Genomic DNA, 19654 nt, shown 5'->3' on the forward strand with positions numbered 1-19654 from the left:
GATCAAAACGAGTTGCAACTATCAAGCAACGTCCAAGTATTGCCTGTAGTTCTTCCGTATTTTCTGTAATTTCAAAATCGTCTAAATAAATACCTGGATTCATAATTTCCCTCTGACGCATAACGCCCTGTTAAGGTGTGAGCAACGCAATACCGAAGCACCCGCATAACACCTTAAACACTAAAACTAACGCATAATAAAAATGCCACGCGTTGCGAATCACTCTTAAACAGTTTGTTATATTTTTTGCTTTGAAGTGACAACTGCTGTTGAGGTACATATACGACCCTGTCTACTTTTGGGTCATAACCTGCACAATTTCGCACTCCGCAATACAAAAACACTAACTCATTCTCATAGTTCTCAGCTTTAAAAGTAATTTCGGGTTCATTCTGGATTGACTCAATAACTAAATTGGCTCTTTTGACCCCTTCATTCTCGTGTATAAGAAGTAGAGCAACGAACCCTAGTGTCGCCATAAAAAGACCCACAGCAGCATTAAAGTGCAGCTGGTAGCGAGCTTCTAGTTTAGTTGGTTTCTTTGTGCGGATTCCACACCGCTTCTTAAACCTTACTATTTTTCTTGCAGTTTTATAGCCCTTGCGTACGTTGTAGCTGATAGCGACTCGCCACGTAGAATAAATTGTCACTAAGATAAAGACTACTAAAGCAAGCCATACAAAACTATTTAAGCTCTGTATCAAGCCCGAATAGATGATTTGGTGAAAGTTTCGATCAAGGAGATCACTATCTAAACCCAGCGTATAGAAGTAACCGTGAGTAAACGCAGTACTCACACAATATAAATACGCCGTGAGGAGCGCTGCTACTCCTGCGCTATCAACTAATTTCACAGAACCTCCGAAAATATAACGCCCTGTTAAGGGGTGAGCAACGCTATACTGAAGCCCCTGCATTCCACCTTAAACACTAAAACCAACGCATAGTGAAAATGCCACGCGTTGCGAATCCCTCTTGAACAGTTTGTTAGGTTTTGGGCTTATTCTCCCAATGAACCCCAATCTGTTAGATTTAATTGCTTGCGCCTAATGTAGTAGAAGGTTGCCATAACTAAACCAAACAATGCGCCAGTAAGTAACGAGATATAAACCGCTTCTAAAACTGGTTTGCCTAGCTCGTCCCACACAAGAAACCATTGGAAGATCCCCCAAACAGGAGCAAAGAAAGCCACACAAAGCATAACGTTTGCAAAAAAGCTTTGGTAGTAAGGCGGCGGAATACACAGTCCGAGTTTACGTAACAACTTTACAAATGGAGGATTGTAGTTCGACTTCCAAACACCTTTGTCACTTAATTCTTTGTGCGCAAGTTGTAGCTTCGTTTCATAATCCATGACCCAAAATCCTCGAATTCGATGTTTCCCGCGGAGAAACCTAACGCCGCATTAAGGTGTGAGTAACGCGACCACGAAACTTAACCATACCACTGTAAACACTGAACCCAAAGACGAAGCAAAAATGCCAAGCGTTAGGAATCACTCTTAAATGCTTTGTTAGGCTTTTTGTAGATGATGCCGTAGGTTTTTGTAATATATTTTAGTAATTTAGCATAATTTTCGTTGGTGTGTTCTTCGATGTTTTCTGCCGTTATGGCTAATGAATTTTCAACACTTTTAGCTACCATTGGGTTTTCCCAGTTCATATGTGGGCTACCTAAAGTCATAGCGAATGCTTGCATTCTGTCATGTTGCCAAACAATGTAATTACATGCGTTAATACAATCTTCGAAACCAAGCGGTTGATGAAGTTGGATGCGAACAAGCAAAGATTTTATACGACTTGAATTCTGACCACATGGCTCAAGAGCCGCAATTAACTGTTTTGATAAGTCATTGCCAAACTCATTTATTACATAAACGACCTCAGGATGAGGGAGTGACTTGTCTAGTTCAATGTAGCCTTTATGTGACTCAAACCGAATATGGCTAAATTTCACAATCTGTGCGGGTACTACAGAATGACGAATAAATTCATTTACTTCAGTAATTAACTCATCAAACAAAGCGTTTACTTGCGCTGATTTTTGCTGAATTTTCCATGAGGAAAGAGCACAATAGGCAACAACAACAGTAAGTAGTCCCGAACCAGCTTGTACGACCCCACTCCAGTCCCATTTTGAAATCACCAACCAGATATCTTGCATATTTCTCCTAAAGCCTAACGCCCTGTTAAGGTGTGAGCAACGCAATACTGAAGCCGCCGCATACCACCTTAGACAACAAACGCAACGCATAGTAAAAATGCCACGCGTTGCGAATCACTCTTAAACAGTTTGTTAGAGGTCTGACTTACGAATTGCACGAAGTCGGTTTAAAACAGCCTGCCCATACGGCGTCAGAGTCCAATATGTACCACGATCCTTAACGCTTCTGTTCTTAACATTTTGAACAATTAATCCTAATGCATTTAATTGTACGATTGCCGTTTCAAAGTCAGACTTATCATGAGAGATCCCCCTTATATTTGAATTCCCCTCGAACTCACTTGACTCAGGGACCTCTTCATTAATTTTTCGACGGATAAACTCACCAAACCTTCCAGACAACTGAAGGTTGCTAGCTTCATGCATCATTAATGGAGATAGCTCATAAAATATTTCGTTCCATGAGGCATCTATTTCCCAGTTCCAACTGAACTCTTTGTAAGTCTCCACTTCGCGTGAAGTAAATTCACAGTGAACAGTAAACTTATCATCTCCTTGCGCTAAAGCTTCTGTACCTTTTGGGGCTTCGGTTTGAGACGATGCAACTTCAGATTCAAGCTCTTCAATACGTCGTCGAAGACGAAGTATTTCTGAGCTAGCCTCTGCACTAGCAACTTGATCACCACGAACCCAACCAATACCAGGATGTTTTTTTGGAGCATGATTAAGCTACGACTTACAACAGAACCAAGTTCCGAAGGTGTACTCCAATACTTACATACTTTCTGTTGCGACAGTTCTCTGAAGTCTTTGAGTTTCTTTTTACCTTCTTCTGTCTGCTCTACAAATTTTGCGGGGATAGAGTCAGGCTCTTTATGCAAGAAGGCGATTACTGGCTTTTCAGTTTCAATTGCGTAACGATATTCCATCTCTGTGTTGCTAAGTCCTTCTGGACCCAAGCTACCGTAGCGTCCACCTATAACTACAATATAGTAATCACACTCATCAATTACGCCTTTAATTAACGACCATTGATCTTCATCAGCCGCAGGGAATAACTCCATACCAGCAGGAATACAATCCAACTCAAGAAGAGTATTCATGATCTCTTGCCTTTCAGGCACAAGATCAACGTAAGTTGAACTTACGAAGACTTGATATTTTTTGTTCACATTATTCATTATATTTCCTGAGACCTCTAACGCCGCATTAAGGTGTGAGCGGCGCTTGGCTATACTTGAGCGAAGCGAAACTGCCAAGCGTTGCGAATCACTCTTAAATGCTTTGTTATGTGCGTGCTAATTGAGGTACTTTTGCCAATGTTGCTGCCCTTTCAAAACTACTCTGTAATCTTCGTAGTCCAATGAGCTGTAGAGCTTTTTAGCTACAACATTATCATCACCGACCTCTAATGTGATTTTAAGGTAATCATTATCACGACAATACTGTTCGATACCATTCAGTTGCGCCTTGCCAACACCTTTACCACGAAAGTTATCCGACACCATAAAATCATGGATATTCATCACTCTTTGCGCACGATAAGTTGAGAACGATTCAAAGCAAACCGCAAAACCAGCAGGCTTATTGTCAACAAAACTGATAAATCCATGGAAATAAGGCAACGCAAATAGCTGAGCAATTACTGAGAGATCTAACTCAACTGAGAATCCAGATAGATACTCTCTAAACAAAGCCTCGAATATACTTTTGTCCTCAATACTTTCTGTTTCGATACGCCTGATTGTAATTTCCATATCCATTTCCACCAAAGCACATAACGCCCTGCTAAGGGGTGAGCAACGCAATACAAAAGCCGCCGCAAACCACCTTAACCACTAAAACCAACGCATAGTAAAAATGCCACGCGTTGCGAATCCCTCTTGAGCAGTTTGTTAGTTTGCAAACCCAAAGCGTTGATTTTACGTTATTTTAAATTTTGAAAACAATAAACTCTAGGTATTTTGATGCACTTAAGTCAGGCGTAGTCTCAAAGCGGCTACTCAATGAAACCACGTGGAACAAACAACGCCGCAGAAAACGAACTCACAACACCAAAAAGCGCTTTTGGAAAGCTAATCTAACAATGCGGACTTTCAACAAAGCCACTGAAACCACGTGAACTTACCACACCAAAGAAAACGTCCTTGCAGCAAGTAAATCTGCTTTTGTATCGACAAGCTCAACGAGCAGAGTTTCACCAAAAAAGTTCGACTCAGAGAACCCCAAAGTCACCGCACCAAAGAACAAATCAACCGTTGAAACGATGCCAATTTTGGATTTTTACCACGCTAGTTAACACTGTAATTGAAAGCAGATACGACAACTTAAACTTTGAACTTTTACCACTAGATCTTGCGATATAGCTGCGTTTTTCCTCTTGCAAACTAACGCCCTGTTAAGGTGTGAGCGACGCAATACCGAAGCTGCCGCATACCACCTTAAACACTAAAACCACCGCATAGTAAAAATGCCACGCGTTGCGAATCACTCTTAAACAGTTTGTTAGTCGCGAGGCACCGAGCGACAATTTTAAGCCGAATTAAACTTTGCGAACAACAAACTTTATGTGCTTTGATGCATTTAAGTCAGGCGCAGTCTCGAAGCGGCTACTCAATGAAACCACTTGGAACAAACAACGCCGCAGAAAACGGACTGACAACACCAAAAAGCGCTTTTGGAAAGCCAATCTCACAGTGCGGACTTTCAACAAAGTCACTGAAACCACGTGGAACTTACCACACCAGAGAAAACGTTCTTTCAGCGAATAAATCAGCTTTTGAACCACCAAACTCACCGAGTAAAGTTGCAACCAAAAACAAATTCTCGATTGCCCTGCTATGTCACCACCAAAGAACAAAACAACCGCGAGGACACTTGCAAAACTTTGGACTTTAAACAGCTGAAACTGAGTTTTGACCATCGACGATGAATCTGTATACCAAACAAACAGCTGCCAAATTTTGAGCTCAGAAACATGATTTTGATTGCTAGCTTTTTCTGGCGACTAACGCCGCGTTAAGTGGTGAGCAACGCTACCACACTACCTAAAGCATTGTGACATAAACACTTAACTCAAAGTAAGCCGAAAACGCCTTGCGTTGGGAATCCGTCTTGAACGCTTTGTTATGTAAATTCAGCCACATAAGCCAAAGTTACCATGAAAAACCAAGGCTGTACGACCGAAGAAATAGCCAAAACCAAAGAACCCAACAGTGTTCACGAATTTGCATAGTCAGCAATGTTACAGACCAAGCTTCAACAAGCGAAAAATGGTGATGACCAGCGACCAAAAATGCTTTTGAATCTGGCAAACCGAACGAAAGAAACCATCAACAAATACAGACTGTCGTTAACCTTGCCCTTTCCACACTTTAAGCCCGCGAAACTGACCACAAACTGACCGAGAAACTGAATGAGGCAACTCACGAACATTGGCATGTTTTACGGCGAACTTGGCAAAGAATCGGGGCTGAAAAAGCGGGTTTTGCCGACGATAAAGAACGATAGCGAGAGAGACCGAAAAGACAGAATAATGCCGATTTTACCCGCTTTACATAACGCCGCATTAAGGTGTGAGCACGCTTGGCTATACTTGAGCGAAGCGAAACTGCCAAGCGTTGCGAATCACTCTTGAATGCTTTGTTATGTGAATTTTTACTCGTACTTTTTACCGTTGTGCTTTAACCAACCATGCGGATGTCTATTGTTAGGATCGTGGTGTGTCCAGTGCATTACACCACCCTTTTTATTCCATTCATATTCACCGTAAAACTGAACTCGATCGCCTACTCTTAAGTTAGGAATCCTAGGCGCAAGATCGATATTGTGAGCAACAAGTAAGGTTTGTTTACTATTCAGTCTTATGATGAACTTTTGATGTCGACTTCCATCATTATCATCGGGTAACAAACGAATTACAGTGCCTACACCCTGAACTTGAAGGTCACTTTGATGGTTTTCATATGCCTGTTTCAATTTGTGATCGTTAGCTTGTGCACCAACTGACATCAGGCACAAAACAGCCACAAATATTACTAAAAACTTCTTCATATACTCAAATCCCTTGAATTCACATAACGCCCTGTTAAGGTGTGAGCAACGAATTACCTATGTCGCCGCATACCACCTTAAACACAAAACGCAACGCATAGCAAAAATGCCAAGCGTTGCGAATCACTCTTAAACAGATTGTTATGTAAATCTTAGATAGCAGCTGATGAAGATACTTTTAAATTAAATAGCTTTGTAAAGTTTTTGGCAGAAAATAACAGTTTATAGCTATCATCGTATCCCTTAAGCTCGACGAAATTCTTCTTTTTAAACTGATTTATGATGTAGTCACGTCCCTTATCACTCGCAGCAAAAATCGTTCTCCATTTGCCATCACAGCTCTGCAGCATCCGTACTAATTGACCATTAACCTTGACTGGATCATGAGCTTGCACCCCATCACCTAAAAGTGAAGAACATTCCTCTTCCCAAAATTGGAAATAAACCGCCATATCACCCGCTTTAGAAACCCCAATCAAGCCATAAGTCACACCATGTATAGAGTCTTTTACAAGGTAATCTCCGCCTTTTGATGTATACCAAGCATCCACCTCTGAACCAGATACAGCGGAAAAAGATAGTATTGATAATATTAAAGTATAGATATAGCGCATAATTAAACCAAATAAGTTGCATATGATACGAGTGTATCACCACCTGCCAGTCAGATCCGTGCGGCAAGTCAATTTCAGATTTACATAACGCTTTCTATACGGCTCTATGCTGCCTTTCAGGCACGCTACCGCCTTCTTTCATTCCAAAAGAAAACTGCATGCTAGCACTTATCTTTATGAAACAAATAGAAAATCAGTATGAATCTGTGTGCTCAACCACGCAATTAGACGGCGTGGTGAAGCCTAATTAGATGTGAGACGCTAAGTTTATAGAACTGTATAAATATCCATGTGAATTTAGTTATGAAAAGTCAGTTTTTGCTTAGCATAAAAGAACATATGATCGCTCGTCACTATGCGAAGAAAACCATTGAGAGTTACATCTTTTGGATCAAACGATTCATCGTATTCCACCAGCTCGCTCATCCGTCTAAATTAGCTGAAAACGATGTTGAACGCTTTCTCAGCTATTTAGCGACAGATGAAAAAGTCGCCGTAAAAACACAGGCGCTCGCCCTGAATGCCATCTCTTTCTTGTACCGTGAGTATTTTAGAATGCCACTTTCACTTGATATGCGTTTTCAAAAGTCTCTGACAGAAAAGAAACTGCCAGTAGTGTTAACGAAAGCTGAAGTAAGGCGCTTCGTTCAGCATATCGATCCAAAATACAAACTACATATACAGTTACTCTATGGGTCAGGGCTAAGAGTCATGGAATGTCTGCGGCTAAGAATACAGGATATCGATTACGACTACGGAGCTATTCGTGTTTGGCAAGGAAAAGGGGGCAAAAACCGAACCGTCACACTCGCAAAGGAGCTCCACGCCCCCTTAAAAGCACAAATGAACTTAGCTCGTGACTACTATCAAAAAGATCGTCATGTTGCGGGCTATGCTGGTGTGTATATTTCAGATGGGCTGAGAAGAAAATACCCTGATGCGGAGCTAGATTTCAACTGGCACTTTCTATTTCCATCAACAAAATTAAGCCCAGACAAAGATACTGGGGAATTAAGGCGTCATCACATCAATGAAAGTGCTATCCAACGAGCAGTAAAGCGTTCAGCCAAAGATGCAAGTATCGAGAAGACCATTACTTGCCATACTTTACGCCATAGTTTTGCGACTCACTTGTTAGAGTCCGGCGCTGATATTCGAACGGTTCAAGAACAACTCGGACACACAGATGTGAAAACAACCCAGATCTACACACACGTCATTGAGCGCGGCGCGGGTGGAGTGTTGAGTCCGTTATCAAACTTATAGAAAAACGAAAGCCACCGTACTGGTGGCTTCATAATTAGATTTGTGTTTAGCTGCGCTCACCCAGTTTGGCATTACCTTTCGAGTCAAACCACAGCGCTTCAGAACGACGCCGTCCAAGTAACATTGGACCATCATCGTAGAACAAAAAGTTCTTCCAGTACTTTTTAAAAATCGACCATTTGGTTTCAATCACGTTGTACTTCTCGTAGCAAAAATAAACCGTGACGTCGTCTTGCCAATCAATAAAAGTAATCACTTCTTCAGGAAGCCCTTGTTCGTCGTCTTCCCATGCAGCCATCCAATCAACCTCTTGTGACCAGTTCAGCTCTTTCATTGGCCAATCAGACGAGCTCAAGCGGTCCATATCAGGACTTTGTGCACTGACGTTCTCTTTCCAAAACTGCGCTGCACGCGCCTGACTCATCGGCTTGATAAAAGCGAGGTCTTCTTCTGGCACAGGCATCGACTGGTGAGTAAAAATCCATTTTCTTTGGTATTCGTCCAAAGGCAAATAAGACATTCAGTCTCCTTTTTTACGACTTCAGCCAACCTTTCTCGGTGGCACCTTCAATCAGTTCTTTGGCTTTGTCCCATAACGTGACAGAGCCAAGTTCAATTCTTTTGTTAACGGTTAACGCTTGTTCTCGCGTTACCCCATTTTCTATCCAGCTTTGACCATCATTATGATAGTTCAGTAGCATAGGAATAAGGCGATCCAGCGCCTTAGCATATTTGGCATCGTCAGTTTGTGCGGCTTCAAACTCATTCCACAAAGCAAGTAATTCGCTACTTTGGTCACTTGGCAGCATGCCAAACAACCGCTCTGCGGCTTTCAATTCTTTTTCTTCTTGCTCTTTCGAGGCTGCAACATCATAAACAAAGGTGTCGCCCGCGTCGATCTCTACCACATCATGGATAAGCAGCATTTTGATCACTCGACCAATATCGACAGGTGCATTCGCGTGCTCTTGCATCAACACAGCCATTAAAGCAACATGCCAACTATGTTCACCACTATTTTCTAAGCGACCCTCAGCACTTTTAACACGGGTTCTACGCAGCACGCTTTTCAGTTGATCGAGTTCAATCAATAACGCTAATTGCTTTTCCAGTCTTTCCATTTATCAAGCCTCTGCCTTCCAATTCGGGTTGGTCAAGGACGTCAGCACGTGATCTTGCCACTCACCATTGATCAACAAATATTCCTTTGCATAGCCTTCTTTCTCAAAGCCTACATGCTGTAGCACCGCTTCGCTGCGTGTGTTGTGCGGCATGTAACCCGCTTGAATGCGATGCATTTTTTGCACATCAAACATATAATCGCATGCCATTTTCAACGCGCGGCGCATATAGCCGTTTCCTTGAGCCTCTTCTGCGAGCGAGTAACCCACGTTACATGCATGAAAAGGAAAGCGAGTCAGGTTGCTGAAAGAAAGTGTTCCGAGCATTTTACCAGAATCGACATGAACAAGCAGACAATAGTAGCCTAAGCCCATACGGTGAAGCTCTTTCAACTTGATCAGCTTTTGCAGCCAGCCATTAACCGAATAGAAAGCTTCCTCGCGTTTAGGTTCATAGGGTTTTAAATATTCTCTGTTCGCTTGAAAATACGCTGCGATCATATCGGCATCACCAATATCTGCAGTGCGTAGAAGCAAGTCGCCGTCCAACTTGTGAACGGCGATTGAGGAGCTTTTATCTTCCATTGTTATTGACAACTTCCATTTGATTCCAGATAAGTTCTTGCTGGTACTCCAGCTTTTGCTGAAGCCACAATTTTGCTGAAGCCTTAGGCTTTTCGAATACCATAATCACGCAGTTTGTTCGCAATCGAGGTATGCGAAACATTCAATCGCTTCGCAAGCTTACGGCTTGAAGGGAAAGACTGATACAAACGCTCTAAGATTTGCGATTCGTAATCTCGCATAATTTCGTCCAACGAACCATCTAAGTTCAACGTTGCTGAGCCACCGCCCATTGCTTGAGGTTGCGGTAGATTGAAGTTATCCGCTTTCAACAAGCTACCCTCCATTTCCGTCAACGCTCGAAGCACCATGTTATCTAGCTGACGCATATTACCAGGCCATTGATAGTTCGCTAACGCATCAACCAATTCATCATCAAATTCTGGCTTATCAATGCCCAATTGTTGCGCGTGTTTCGTGACGAATAAATCCAGCAACGGAGCGACGTCGTTTGAACGCTTGCGCAGAGGAGGAATATTCAAGGTGAGTACATTGAGACGATAGTATAAATCTTCGCGGAACTGCCCTGCCTCGGCTAACTCGGCAAGGTTATGTTTTGTTGATGCGATAATACGAACATCGACATGCATTTCATCTTCAGCACCAACACGACGGAAATTACCGTCTTGTAAGAAGCGCAACAGTTTAATTTGTAGATGCGAACTCATTTCACCGATTTCATCGAGGAACACCGTACCACCGTTTGCTTGTTCGAATATGCCTTTGTGGCCAAGTTCATGATTGAATGAACCTGGGGCATGACCAAACAGTTCCGTCTCTGCTACATCATCAGGCATAGAAGCACAGCTAAGTACTAGGAATGGTTTGTTCGCACGACCAGAGCGGCTATGGCACGCTTTTGCTAGCATTTCCTTACCAGTACCAGTCTCACCTTCAATTAACAACGGTTGGTCAAGCACAGAAAGTTTCTTTGCTTGATTGATCAATGCTTTGTGGCGATTGGATAAACCGACAAAATGCTCGAAACCCAATTGGTTTTGTAACGGCAATGTCTCTTCGATTTGCACGCCATGCTGGCTTGAACGAATGGTCATTAGCGTACTGGCGAGCGTGGAGTTTTGAGCTTCATCTTTAATATAAACCGGCATCAACTCAAGGATATAATCCAAACCATCGATGACAAGGCTTTCTCTGGTACGGGCATTCACTCCTTCTGTCCAACGATTAAAGCGCACACTTGGCAATAGCATACCAATTTGTGTGCCAATCACATCTTGCTTATGTTGCCCAAGCAGAGAAAGTGCAGACATGTTTGCCATGTCTACCGCGCCTTTCAGATCGATGGCAAAGACCGGATCAGGTAAGTTATCCACCAATGAAAGCAGCTCCGTATTGTGGCGCTCCATTGGCATAAATTGGATTTTACGTACGTCTTTAACCCCCGGGATACGGCGGATTTCGGCCATCAACTCACTGAAAGTATCAAAATCGATATCTGGGCAGTTCAGGTAGATGATGCCACTGATATCAATTTCGATACCACGTAAGTCGATGCTTTTAGACGCTAAAATATCGAGCAATTCTCGGGTTAAACCGAGTCTATCTTCACAAAAGACTTCAAGACGCACTTAAAATATCCCAATTCACAACTGTCAGGAAAAGTTGACAGTAGTTTCTACCAAGCTTGGAATGGCGTCAAGCAATCCTCACCGTCAAAGGTGATATTGATTACGGTTTCATCGTGATTGATGCAACTTTCGCCACCACTTCTTTACGAATAGCGCCGAGTTTCACCTGTCTCTCAGGGTACCAAGGCAGTGGGCGAAGCAATGACATGGATTTCAAACCTAAGCGTGCGGTGAGAATACCCACTCCCAAGCCTTGCCCTGCTCGAGCAGACACCTTTCCTGCGAGATCCATCGACATCAAATCCATGCTCGCATCGATCGCCAGTTCACTTGCACCAGCCGCCGCCATATTCACAAAAACCGCACGAAGTAGCTTGATTCGAGATGCGTACCCAAGTTCAACGCCATAGACTTTCGAGAGATTATCGATCATTTTGAAATTACGCCACGCCACTAACAGCATGTCAGCCGCAGCTAGTGGACTAACGGCAACTAACGCGGCTGACTCTGTCGCGTGCTGTGAAACAATTTTGGTCGCGAGTTTATCTTGCTGACTGACAACCATTGAGTCGTACATTTCAAGGATTTCGGCATCGCTGTGTGCTGGGTTCACGCTATTCTTCCAACGATCAAAACCCGGATTTTCAGCAAGTACACCACTTTGCTCAGCCACTTTTTCACAAAATACTTTGCCTTTGCCAACACTTTGACTGTCGATAAGTGCCTCACTTTCTTCCTGCACGCTAAAGTGGTTGCGAAGTTTGCGTAGCTTCCATAGTTCTTTGCCTAACGCTCCTAAACCAAAAGAGGCAATAGTGGAGATAAAGCCAGCCCAGCCCAATGCAAGCCAATCTGCAGCTTGCACAGCCGTGACAATCGAATCCACCGCCTGCCACCCGACCAGACCAGCAAAGGTGGCAAATAACCCTGTTGTAAGCCATTTACGCCCAGGTTTTGGACGAATCACATGTTCAAGCTGTAATTCTTGCTCGGTGTCTTCCGGTTGCTCTTCTATTTCAACAGCAACGAAAGTCTCGTTTTCCGAGAATGTCTTTTGCGCCGTAAACTCTGGCGAGACATCCTCTTCTTCACTGTGCACGACCTTTTCAGAGAAGACTTGTTTTTGTTTTAGCTCGCTCATTTCAATTTGTCTCCCAGTAGGTATTCAAGTGCTTTGTCTAGACGAATATGCTTCATCGGCTCGTCACTTTCTGATGACATAGGTCGGAAAGACGTAAAATCAAAGCCACTGTTTTGCCAATAAACAGCATTCGGAAGTTTCTTTGGTACTTCCCCAGGGAACATCGTTATCGCCTCCCCTTCTATGGTTGTCCCTTGTAGGGCTGGAACCGTTTTATCACCCGAAGTGATAAAGCCAGATGTCGTTGCTTGAATAGAGGCAATACTCATACAGCTCATTTCAATGTTCTCGTAAGAAGCCGTTTGCCACGCAGGATGCACCATTTGTTGCAGCAAAGAGACAAGTTGAGGATGCTGATCTGGCGTCACATGGTCAGCCTTCGTCGCGGCGAACAGTACTTTATCGATTTTTGGCGAGAACAAGCGGCGTAAGAAGCTACTCCGACCATAACGAAAACTGTGCATGATCTGCTCAAGTGCTTGGCGCATATCATAAAAAGCTTCATCACCCGCATTTAATGGTTGCAGGCAATCCACCAGCACAATTTGGCGATCAAATGTCGCAAAGTGGTGTTTATAGAATGCTTTCACGACCTTTTGTTGATATTCGTGAAAACGCGCTTCTAGCATCGCTAAATTGCTGCCTTTTACCGTTTTTCCTTCGGCCTCTAATCGACAGGGGAAAAATTGCAGAACAGGTGCGCCTGCAAGCTCTCCAGGCAAAACAAATCGTCCCGGCTGAACCCAGTGCAAGCCAGACGCTTTACACGCATGCAAATAATCGGTGTAAGCCTGTGAGACTCTCTCTAGCTTTTTCTCATTGACGTCCGCATTGAGGTCGACTTGGTCTAGCTCTTCTAGCCAAGCTTGAGCAAGCTCGCTACGTTGCCCTTTTAACGCTTCAAATTGCGTCTGCGACCATGTCGCAAAATCCATATCAAGTAGTGGTAAGTCCAATAACCACTCGCCCGGATAGTCGATGATGTCAACGTTCAGTACCGCCGTTTTACTCAGCAGTTTTTTGGTGGTTTTATTTGGCTTGTATTTTAGAGCCAGACGAATCTCACTGACGTCACGAGTCGGTACTGGCCATTGAGGCGGCGTTGCGTGAATTTGGTTCATCGCATCATCGTAAGCAAAACGCGGTACCATCATGTTGGCTTGAGGCTCACGCTTCGCGCCAATCAAGCGCTTATCACGCGCCGCTGTCAGCAGCGGCAAGTTGTCGTGTGTTGCTGTATGCAGTAATTGATTAACCAGAGAAGTAATAAAGGCGGTTTTACCCGCACGAGACAAGCCAGTCACTGCGATTCGCACGTTAGAATCCATTCCTCGGCTGATAAAGTCATTCACTTCTTGCGTTATTCTTTTCATACTTTTTATTTATCTCATCAATTCTTGCTACGCAGTGTAATTTTATCAACCTTAATCAAAGATGAACAAAGTATTCACGACAAAATTTACCTACATCAAAAACACAAAAGCCTCTGAGAATATCAGAGGCTTAGTGATTCTATCTGCGCTAGGGCAATCTAATCGTCTTCTATCAACTTGTAGATAACGAATAGGCAGACTTCTAGAATCAGCCACAACACACAAGTGATGGTGACGTATTTTTCATCGAAGATACTGATGCCGTGAAGAATCAAGTCGTAGCCAACAAAGCTACCGATCACAACAGCAAGAACTATTTGTAGAATTTGAATAAAACGAGGCATGCCGTCTCCTAATCATGGTCAGCATAACAGTGAGATTTGCTATGCCTATAAGTTTATATTTGATTATATAGACAAAAAGTGCAGCTTTCGCTGCACTTTTGTCAAATGTTTGCTAGGTAAATCAGCACTTTGTCACATTCTCCCAATTGAGACGTTCGAATGATGACCAAGTCTCTTACGCTTCCATCTCTTGGATTTTCACTTTCCAAGTGTCAGGACCGATCTGGTGAGCGTTCGTACCATTAGAATCGACGGCAACCGTTACAGGCATATCTTCGACTTCAAACTCGTAAATCGCTTCCATACCTAGGTCTTCGAATGCTACCACGCGAGCTTTCTTGATTGCTTTCGCGACAAGGTATGCTGCGCCGCCAACGGCCATGAGGTAAACCGCTTTGTGGTTCTTGATCGACTCAACCGTCGCAGGGCCACGTTCCGCTTTACCAATCATCCCCATGATGCCGGTTTCTTCTAACATCATGTCTGTGAACTTATCCATACGTGTTGAGGTTGTTGGGCCTGCAGGACCTACTGCCTCATCACCGACGGCATCAACAGGGCCAACGTAGTAAATGAACTTGCCTTTGAAATCAACACCAGCAGGTAGGCCTTCGCCACTTTCTAGCATGCCTTGAATGCGTTTATGCGCAGCATCACGACCGGTCAAGATTTTGCCTGACAGAAGAACCGTTTCACCAGTCTTCCACTCTTGGACCTCTTCTTTGGTTACTGTATCTAAGTTAACACGACGTGTATTTGCGCCCGCTTCCCAAGTAATGTCTGGCCAATCTTCTAGCTTCGGTGGCGTTAGCTCTGCTGGGCCATTGCCATCAAGCGTGAAGTGAACGTGGCGTGTTGCTGCACAGTTCGGGATCAAACACACTGGTTTTGAAGCCGCGTGCGTTGGCGCAGTTTTGATTTTTACATCAACAACAGTAGTCAAACCACCAAGGCCTTGTGCACCAATACCCAACTTGTTTACGCGATTGAAGATATCAAGGCGAAGCTCTTCTTCTGCGTTTTGAGGGCCACGGTCAATCAAGTCTTGAATATCGACGTGCCCCATCAGAGATTCTTTTGCCAATACCGCAGCTTTTTCAGCGGTACCGCCGATACCAATGCCGAGCATGCCCGGTGGACACCAACCTGCGCCCATTGCTGGTAGGGTTTTCTCTACCCATTCTGCAATGTCGTCAGATGGGTTTAACATCACCATCTTGGTTTTGTTTTCAGAGCCGCCGCCTTTCGCCGCGATTTGAATTTCGACTTTATCGCCTGGCACCATGTTAATGTGCACAACGGCTGGCGTGTTGTCTTTGGTATTGATTCGCTTACCTGCTGGGTCCATCAGAACCGAAGCACGCAATGGGTTATCCGGATTTGTGTACCCCTGTCGAACGCCCTCATCCACCATTTGCTGTACTGTCATGTCGGTTGAGTCCCATTGGACGCCCATACCGATGTTCACAAAACAGGTGACGATGCCGGTGTCTTGACAGATCGGTCGGTGACCTTCAGCAGACATACGGGAGTTAATTAAGATTTGCGCAATCGCGTCTTTCGCGGCTTGGCTCTCTTCTCGATGGTAGGCTTTTTCAAGGGCTTGAACAAAGTCTAGCGGGTGGTAGTAAGAAATATACTGTAGCGCATCAGCAACACTGCTGATGACATCCTGCGTGCGTATTACCGTCATTGCATGCCTCATTATTGTTATGCTTTGCTTCCATTATTGGCTGGCTTCTTTCGTGTTTATTGAGCTTATTGCTCTAAATGAGCTTCGTTTTATGTGAACAAATTGTCGAACGGCTGATATCGACACACGATTAGATGAAGTCGCCTTCCATATAGTAAAACCACCTCAAACCCTTGTATAGAGGTAGTTTGGCGCTATACCCAAATAACCCCCGTATACAAGTTCATAGCGGCGCCACTTAGAGAACTCAGTAAGTGAATCGTTGTAAAACACTTACGAAAGTTCAAACGCAAAGCTCTCTTAAAGCAGTGGCTTGCTCCCGAAGGGCGAGTTGCTTTGACTCGCATACAGTGTTGACGATTCTTGATTTAGACCCACTAAAAAATACGAATCGTCGTCGCGTATGCGAACCAAATCATTCTCGCTGAATCATGTATCTAGAGATTATTTGGGTATAGTGGCGTTTATGATACTCTTGCAGCCCATGACATGCCATGCAGTGAACGAACTCTTTGTCACAATTTAAACAAATGAACAACATGGATACGCAATTGCTTGATTTTAAGGCATTGGATTACGCCAACGACCTCGCTATTTCCCTATTTTCTCGTATCGAACAGCAGCCTTGGGCGATGCTTTTACGCTCCGCTTCTGAGACGCACATAGACAGCCGATTTGATGTATTGGTTGCCAATCCAATCGCAACGCTAGAGACCGTCGCTGGCGATACGCAAATCAAAACAGACACGCAAGAATTCGTCTCTCAAGATGACCCGTTCTCGCTGTTAGACGAGCTCCAACAACAGCTTTTGCCAAACCTTGAGTTGGGCGCAAAGTGGGATCTGCCGTTTGTCGGCGGTGCGCTGGGTTATTTCAGTTACGATCTAGGTCGCCGTGTTGAATCTATGCCAGAACTTGCAACCAAAGATCTTCAAACGCCAGACATGGCTGTTGGGTTGTATGAATGGGCATTGGTGGTAGACCACAAACTAGAAAAAGCGTGTGTTGTAGGCCAAAACATTGAACAAGCATGGCAGTGGCTTAATTCACAATCTCCAGCTAATGTTGAAGACTTCAAGCTGATTGGCGATTGGCAATCGAACATGACGCAAGCGTCTTACGCTTCACGTTTTGACCGTGTTCAAGAATACTTGTTGAGTGGCGACTGTTACCAAATCAACTTGGCGCAACGCTTTAATGCTTCTTATCAAGGAAGCGAGTGGCAAGCGTATTTAAAGCTGGAAGCAGCAAACCAAGCGCCCTTCTCAGCATTTATTCGTATGCCAAAATCTACGCTGTTGAGTATTTCTCCAGAACGATTCTTGGAACTGAAAGACAACGTTATCGAGACCAAACCAATCAAAGGCACTCGACCACGCGGTGCGGATACCCTTCAAGACCAAGCCAATGCGCAAGATTTACAAACCGCAGAGAAAGATCAGGCAGAAAACTTGATGATTGTGGACTTGCTGCGTAATGACATTGGGCGTGTTGCTTCTCCAGGTAGTGTCCATGTGCCAAAGTTGTTTGATATTGAGAGCTTCCCTGCCGTTCACCATTTGGTGAGTACCATTCGAGCCAATCTAGATCCGCAATATTCCGCGGCGGATTTGCTTCGAGCTTGCTTCCCAGGCGGTTCAATCACCGGAGCACCTAAAGTCCGTGCGATGCAAATCATTGAAGAACTAGAACCGCATCGTCGCAGCGCTTACTGTGGCAGTATTGGTTATATCTCACGCCATGGTCGTATGGATACCAGCATCACTATTCGAACGCTCGTTGCAGAAAACAACAAACTGTATGCATGGGCTGGCGGCGGTGTGGTGGCTGACAGTGATTGTGCCTCGGAATATCAAGAAACCTTAGACAAGCTTTCGAAAATTCTACCAGCACTAAAGTAAAAGTTAACGTGGAAGAAACTAAAAACGGCTCTGTTGTTCTTACAGAGCCGTTTGTTTTTATTCTACTAGCGCTATTCTTTGAGCCACTTACACATCACTTGTTCGATATCTGCCGCGGTGTAGGGCTTGGTAAGGATGTCATCCATACCAGATTCGATGCACTTTTTCCTTTCTTCTAACGTCGTCCCCGCTGTGAGTGCAATAATGGGATTGTTAAAGCCATCCTCTCTAAGGTGAACCGTGGCTTCATACCCATCCATCTCTGGCATTCGACAATCCATGAATATCAATTCGTAGTCTTTGTTTTTAACAGCCTCCAATGCCTCCAAGCCGTTATTTTTTAGATCGGGTGTGATATCGAGTTTTTTAAGCATTTGAGTGACGATGACCTGATTCATCCGAATATCATCTACAACTAAAATGTTTCTTCCTGCCAACTCAATTTGTCGACCGGTTGCCTCCGACCCGGCTAAATTTGCGGGCGCGTCTCCTCGTTTAAGCGGTACCACGACTTGGAACGTTGTCCCTTTGCGTGGCTCGCTGACATAGCTGATCTGTCCTTTCATCAGATCGACAAGGTTCTTACAAATCGCCAAACCTAAACCTGACCCTTCAAAACTGCGCTTTGTAGAGCGGTCTGCTTGAACAAAAGGATCAAACAACGCTTGTTGTGCTTCTAGCGGAATACCAATGCCGGTGTCTTCTATTTCAAAATGTGCAAAGCCATTGTTCCATTCGACACGCAGTACCACACCTCCGAGTTGAGTAAACTTAATCGCATTACCGATTAGGTTAACCAAGATCTGGGTAATCCGCTCAAAATCTCCGACCAAAAACTCAGGTATCCCGAGTTTCTTATCAATAGAGAAATGAATGCGCTTCTCGGCAGCTTTAGCCGCAAATACGCCAGTTAATGCATCCTCTAGCGCTTTCCAAGCGAAAACTTTATCGATGATTTCCATCATCCCAGCGTTCATCTTACTGAAGTCGAGCAAGTCGTTGATGATGACTCTAAGTAGGTCCCCAGAATGCGTAAGATTACTCAGATACTGTTGTTGCTCATCCCCAAGGGCGGTCTTACTCAGCAGATCGGCACTGCCGAGCACACCATTTAGCGGCGTTCTCAGCTCATGGTTGATCATGGCAACGAACTCTTTGGTCGCCTTCTCGGAGGCCTCGGCACGCTTACGCAGTTCAACCTCACGTTCTAAGCTCAAGTGACGGCTAATAACGCCATGAACCAAGTCTGAAACCAACACCATTTGCTTAGAAATAAACTCCTGTTCGACTTGATCAAGCGCAACAGAAAAGATCAACTCACCAAGAATATTGGCGTCTATTGTAATTGGGAGATAGAGAGCATTCCCGTTCCAACGCGGTTTATTGGCGATAGGCGCATCATGCGCTAACGCCAAATGTCCAAATTGATGCCGACGTAATGAGCTCAAACGCTCAGCTTCTAAATACAGGTAAGCCCCCGACACAACAGAGTTTGATGTCAGCTGTTCCAAGAAACTGGCAATCATGGTTTCATCGAAGGTGCTAGAAAGGAAAGTACGTCCGAACCTAATCAAGGTGGCATCGATTTGCTCTTCGAACTCAAATTTGCGCAGATCTTTCTCTGACTTCATCTCGAGCTTTTTTAGCGCCACACTTAACTGTTGGTTAGATTCATACAGTTCTAAACTCTTTTGCTCTAACAGTGATTCAGCGGCTTTACGCGACGCGACTTCTCGCTTGAGTTTCCTTTCTAATGAGGAATTTCCCGTCAT

Annotated in this window: 18 protein-coding genes and 1 pseudogene; 2 read left to right on the forward strand and 17 right to left on the reverse strand. The window is 44.2% G+C overall.

Annotated elements, in window-relative coordinates; all coding sequences use genetic code 11:
• Positions 1 to 173 precede the first annotated feature (173 nt).
• The 8 genes and pseudogenes from ATB76_RS28895 to ATB76_RS17945 form a co-directional block, all read right to left on the reverse strand.
• Entirely contained in the window at positions 174 to 854 is a 681-nt protein-coding gene (locus tag ATB76_RS28895) for a hypothetical protein (protein WP_308619453.1), read from the reverse strand.
• Positions 855 to 880: 26 nt separating this feature from the next.
• Positions 881 to 1022 (reverse strand): annotated as a pseudogene (locus ATB76_RS28900) (DUF3265 domain-containing protein).
• The gene (locus ATB76_RS17915) at positions 1001 to 1354 is read right to left on the reverse strand and encodes a DUF6404 family protein (protein WP_042603261.1); all 354 of its coding nucleotides are present in this window, start codon (positions 1352 to 1354) and stop codon (positions 1001 to 1003) included. Before ATB76_RS17915 ends, ATB76_RS28900 begins: the two are co-directional and overlap by 22 nt.
• A 134-nt stretch (positions 1355 to 1488) precedes the next feature.
• Entirely contained in the window at positions 1489 to 2163 is a 675-nt protein-coding gene (locus ATB76_RS17920; protein WP_061035840.1) for a hypothetical protein, read from the reverse strand.
• A 560-nt stretch (positions 2164 to 2723) separates the two neighbouring features.
• Positions 2724 to 3344, reverse strand: coding sequence for a DUF4062 domain-containing protein (locus ATB76_RS28555; protein WP_208989755.1), 621 nt, complete (start codon positions 3342 to 3344; stop codon positions 2724 to 2726).
• Between the two features lie 117 nt (positions 3345 to 3461).
• Positions 3462 to 3920, reverse strand: coding sequence for a GNAT family N-acetyltransferase (locus ATB76_RS17930; RefSeq protein WP_061035841.1), 459 nt, complete (start codon positions 3918 to 3920; stop codon positions 3462 to 3464).
• A gap of 1900 nt (positions 3921 to 5820) precedes the next feature.
• Positions 5821 to 6216, reverse strand: coding sequence for a DUF3465 domain-containing protein (locus tag ATB76_RS17940; RefSeq protein WP_061035843.1), 396 nt, complete (start codon positions 6214 to 6216; stop codon positions 5821 to 5823).
• 152 nt (positions 6217 to 6368) lie between these two features.
• Positions 6369 to 6830, reverse strand: a complete 462-nt coding sequence (locus ATB76_RS17945; RefSeq protein ID WP_061035844.1) for a hypothetical protein — start codon at positions 6828 to 6830, stop codon at positions 6369 to 6371.
• 303 nt (positions 6831 to 7133) lie between these two features.
• On the opposite strand from ATB76_RS17945, the gene ATB76_RS17950 reads away from it, so the two are divergent.
• Positions 7134 to 8096, forward strand: a complete 963-nt coding sequence (locus ATB76_RS17950) for an integron integrase (protein WP_061035845.1) — start codon at positions 7134 to 7136, stop codon at positions 8094 to 8096.
• Positions 8097 to 8142: 46 nt separating this feature from the next.
• On the opposite strand, the gene ATB76_RS17955 is transcribed toward ATB76_RS17950, so the two are convergent.
• From ATB76_RS17955 to ATB76_RS17990, 8 genes are all read right to left on the reverse strand, one after another.
• Entirely contained in the window at positions 8143 to 8616 is a 474-nt protein-coding gene (locus ATB76_RS17955) for a DUF2947 domain-containing protein (RefSeq protein ID WP_061035846.1), read from the reverse strand.
• Between the two features lie 13 nt (positions 8617 to 8629).
• Positions 8630 to 9217, reverse strand: a complete 588-nt coding sequence (locus ATB76_RS17960) for an HD domain-containing protein (protein WP_061035847.1) — start codon at positions 9215 to 9217, stop codon at positions 8630 to 8632.
• Positions 9218 to 9220: 3 nt separating this feature from the next.
• Positions 9221 to 9802: a ribosomal protein S5-alanine N-acetyltransferase gene (rimJ, locus tag ATB76_RS17965; RefSeq protein ID WP_038866466.1), complete on the reverse strand. Its 582-nt coding sequence runs from the start codon at positions 9800 to 9802 to the stop codon at positions 9221 to 9223.
• Positions 9803 to 9885: 83 nt separating this feature from the next.
• Positions 9886 to 11430 (reverse strand): transcriptional regulator TyrR, encoded by a 1545-nt coding sequence (gene tyrR / locus ATB76_RS17970; RefSeq protein WP_038866464.1) that lies wholly within the window; start codon positions 11428 to 11430, stop codon positions 9886 to 9888.
• A 100-nt stretch (positions 11431 to 11530) separates the two neighbouring features.
• The gene (locus tag ATB76_RS17975) at positions 11531 to 12571 is read right to left on the reverse strand and encodes a TIGR01620 family protein (RefSeq protein ID WP_061035848.1); all 1041 of its coding nucleotides are present in this window, start codon (positions 12569 to 12571) and stop codon (positions 11531 to 11533) included.
• Positions 12568 to 13944, reverse strand: coding sequence for a YcjX family protein (locus tag ATB76_RS17980; RefSeq protein WP_039973762.1), 1377 nt, complete (start codon positions 13942 to 13944; stop codon positions 12568 to 12570). Before ATB76_RS17980 ends, ATB76_RS17975 begins: the two co-directional genes overlap by 4 nt.
• Positions 13945 to 14102: 158 nt before the next feature.
• Positions 14103 to 14288 (reverse strand): hypothetical protein, encoded by a 186-nt coding sequence (locus ATB76_RS17985; protein WP_009706856.1) that lies wholly within the window; start codon positions 14286 to 14288, stop codon positions 14103 to 14105.
• 175 nt (positions 14289 to 14463) lie between these two features.
• A complete protein-coding gene (locus ATB76_RS17990) occupies positions 14464 to 15981 on the reverse strand; it encodes a fumarate hydratase (RefSeq protein WP_038881943.1) in 1518 nt (505 codons plus the stop codon).
• Positions 15982 to 16511: 530 nt separating this feature from the next.
• Here ATB76_RS17990 and pabB point away from each other — a divergent pair.
• Positions 16512 to 17882, forward strand: a complete 1371-nt coding sequence (pabB, locus tag ATB76_RS17995; protein ID WP_061035849.1) for an aminodeoxychorismate synthase component I — start codon at positions 16512 to 16514, stop codon at positions 17880 to 17882.
• 71 nt (positions 17883 to 17953) lie between these two features.
• Here pabB and ATB76_RS18000 read toward each other — a convergent pair whose 3' ends face one another.
• Positions 17954 to 19654 (reverse strand): ATP-binding protein, encoded by a 1701-nt coding sequence (locus tag ATB76_RS18000; protein WP_061035850.1) that lies wholly within the window; start codon positions 19652 to 19654, stop codon positions 17954 to 17956.

This window comes from Vibrio sp. MOR3, from assembly GCF_001557775.1.
Lineage (GTDB): Bacteria > Pseudomonadota > Gammaproteobacteria > Enterobacterales > Vibrionaceae > Vibrio > Vibrio jasicida.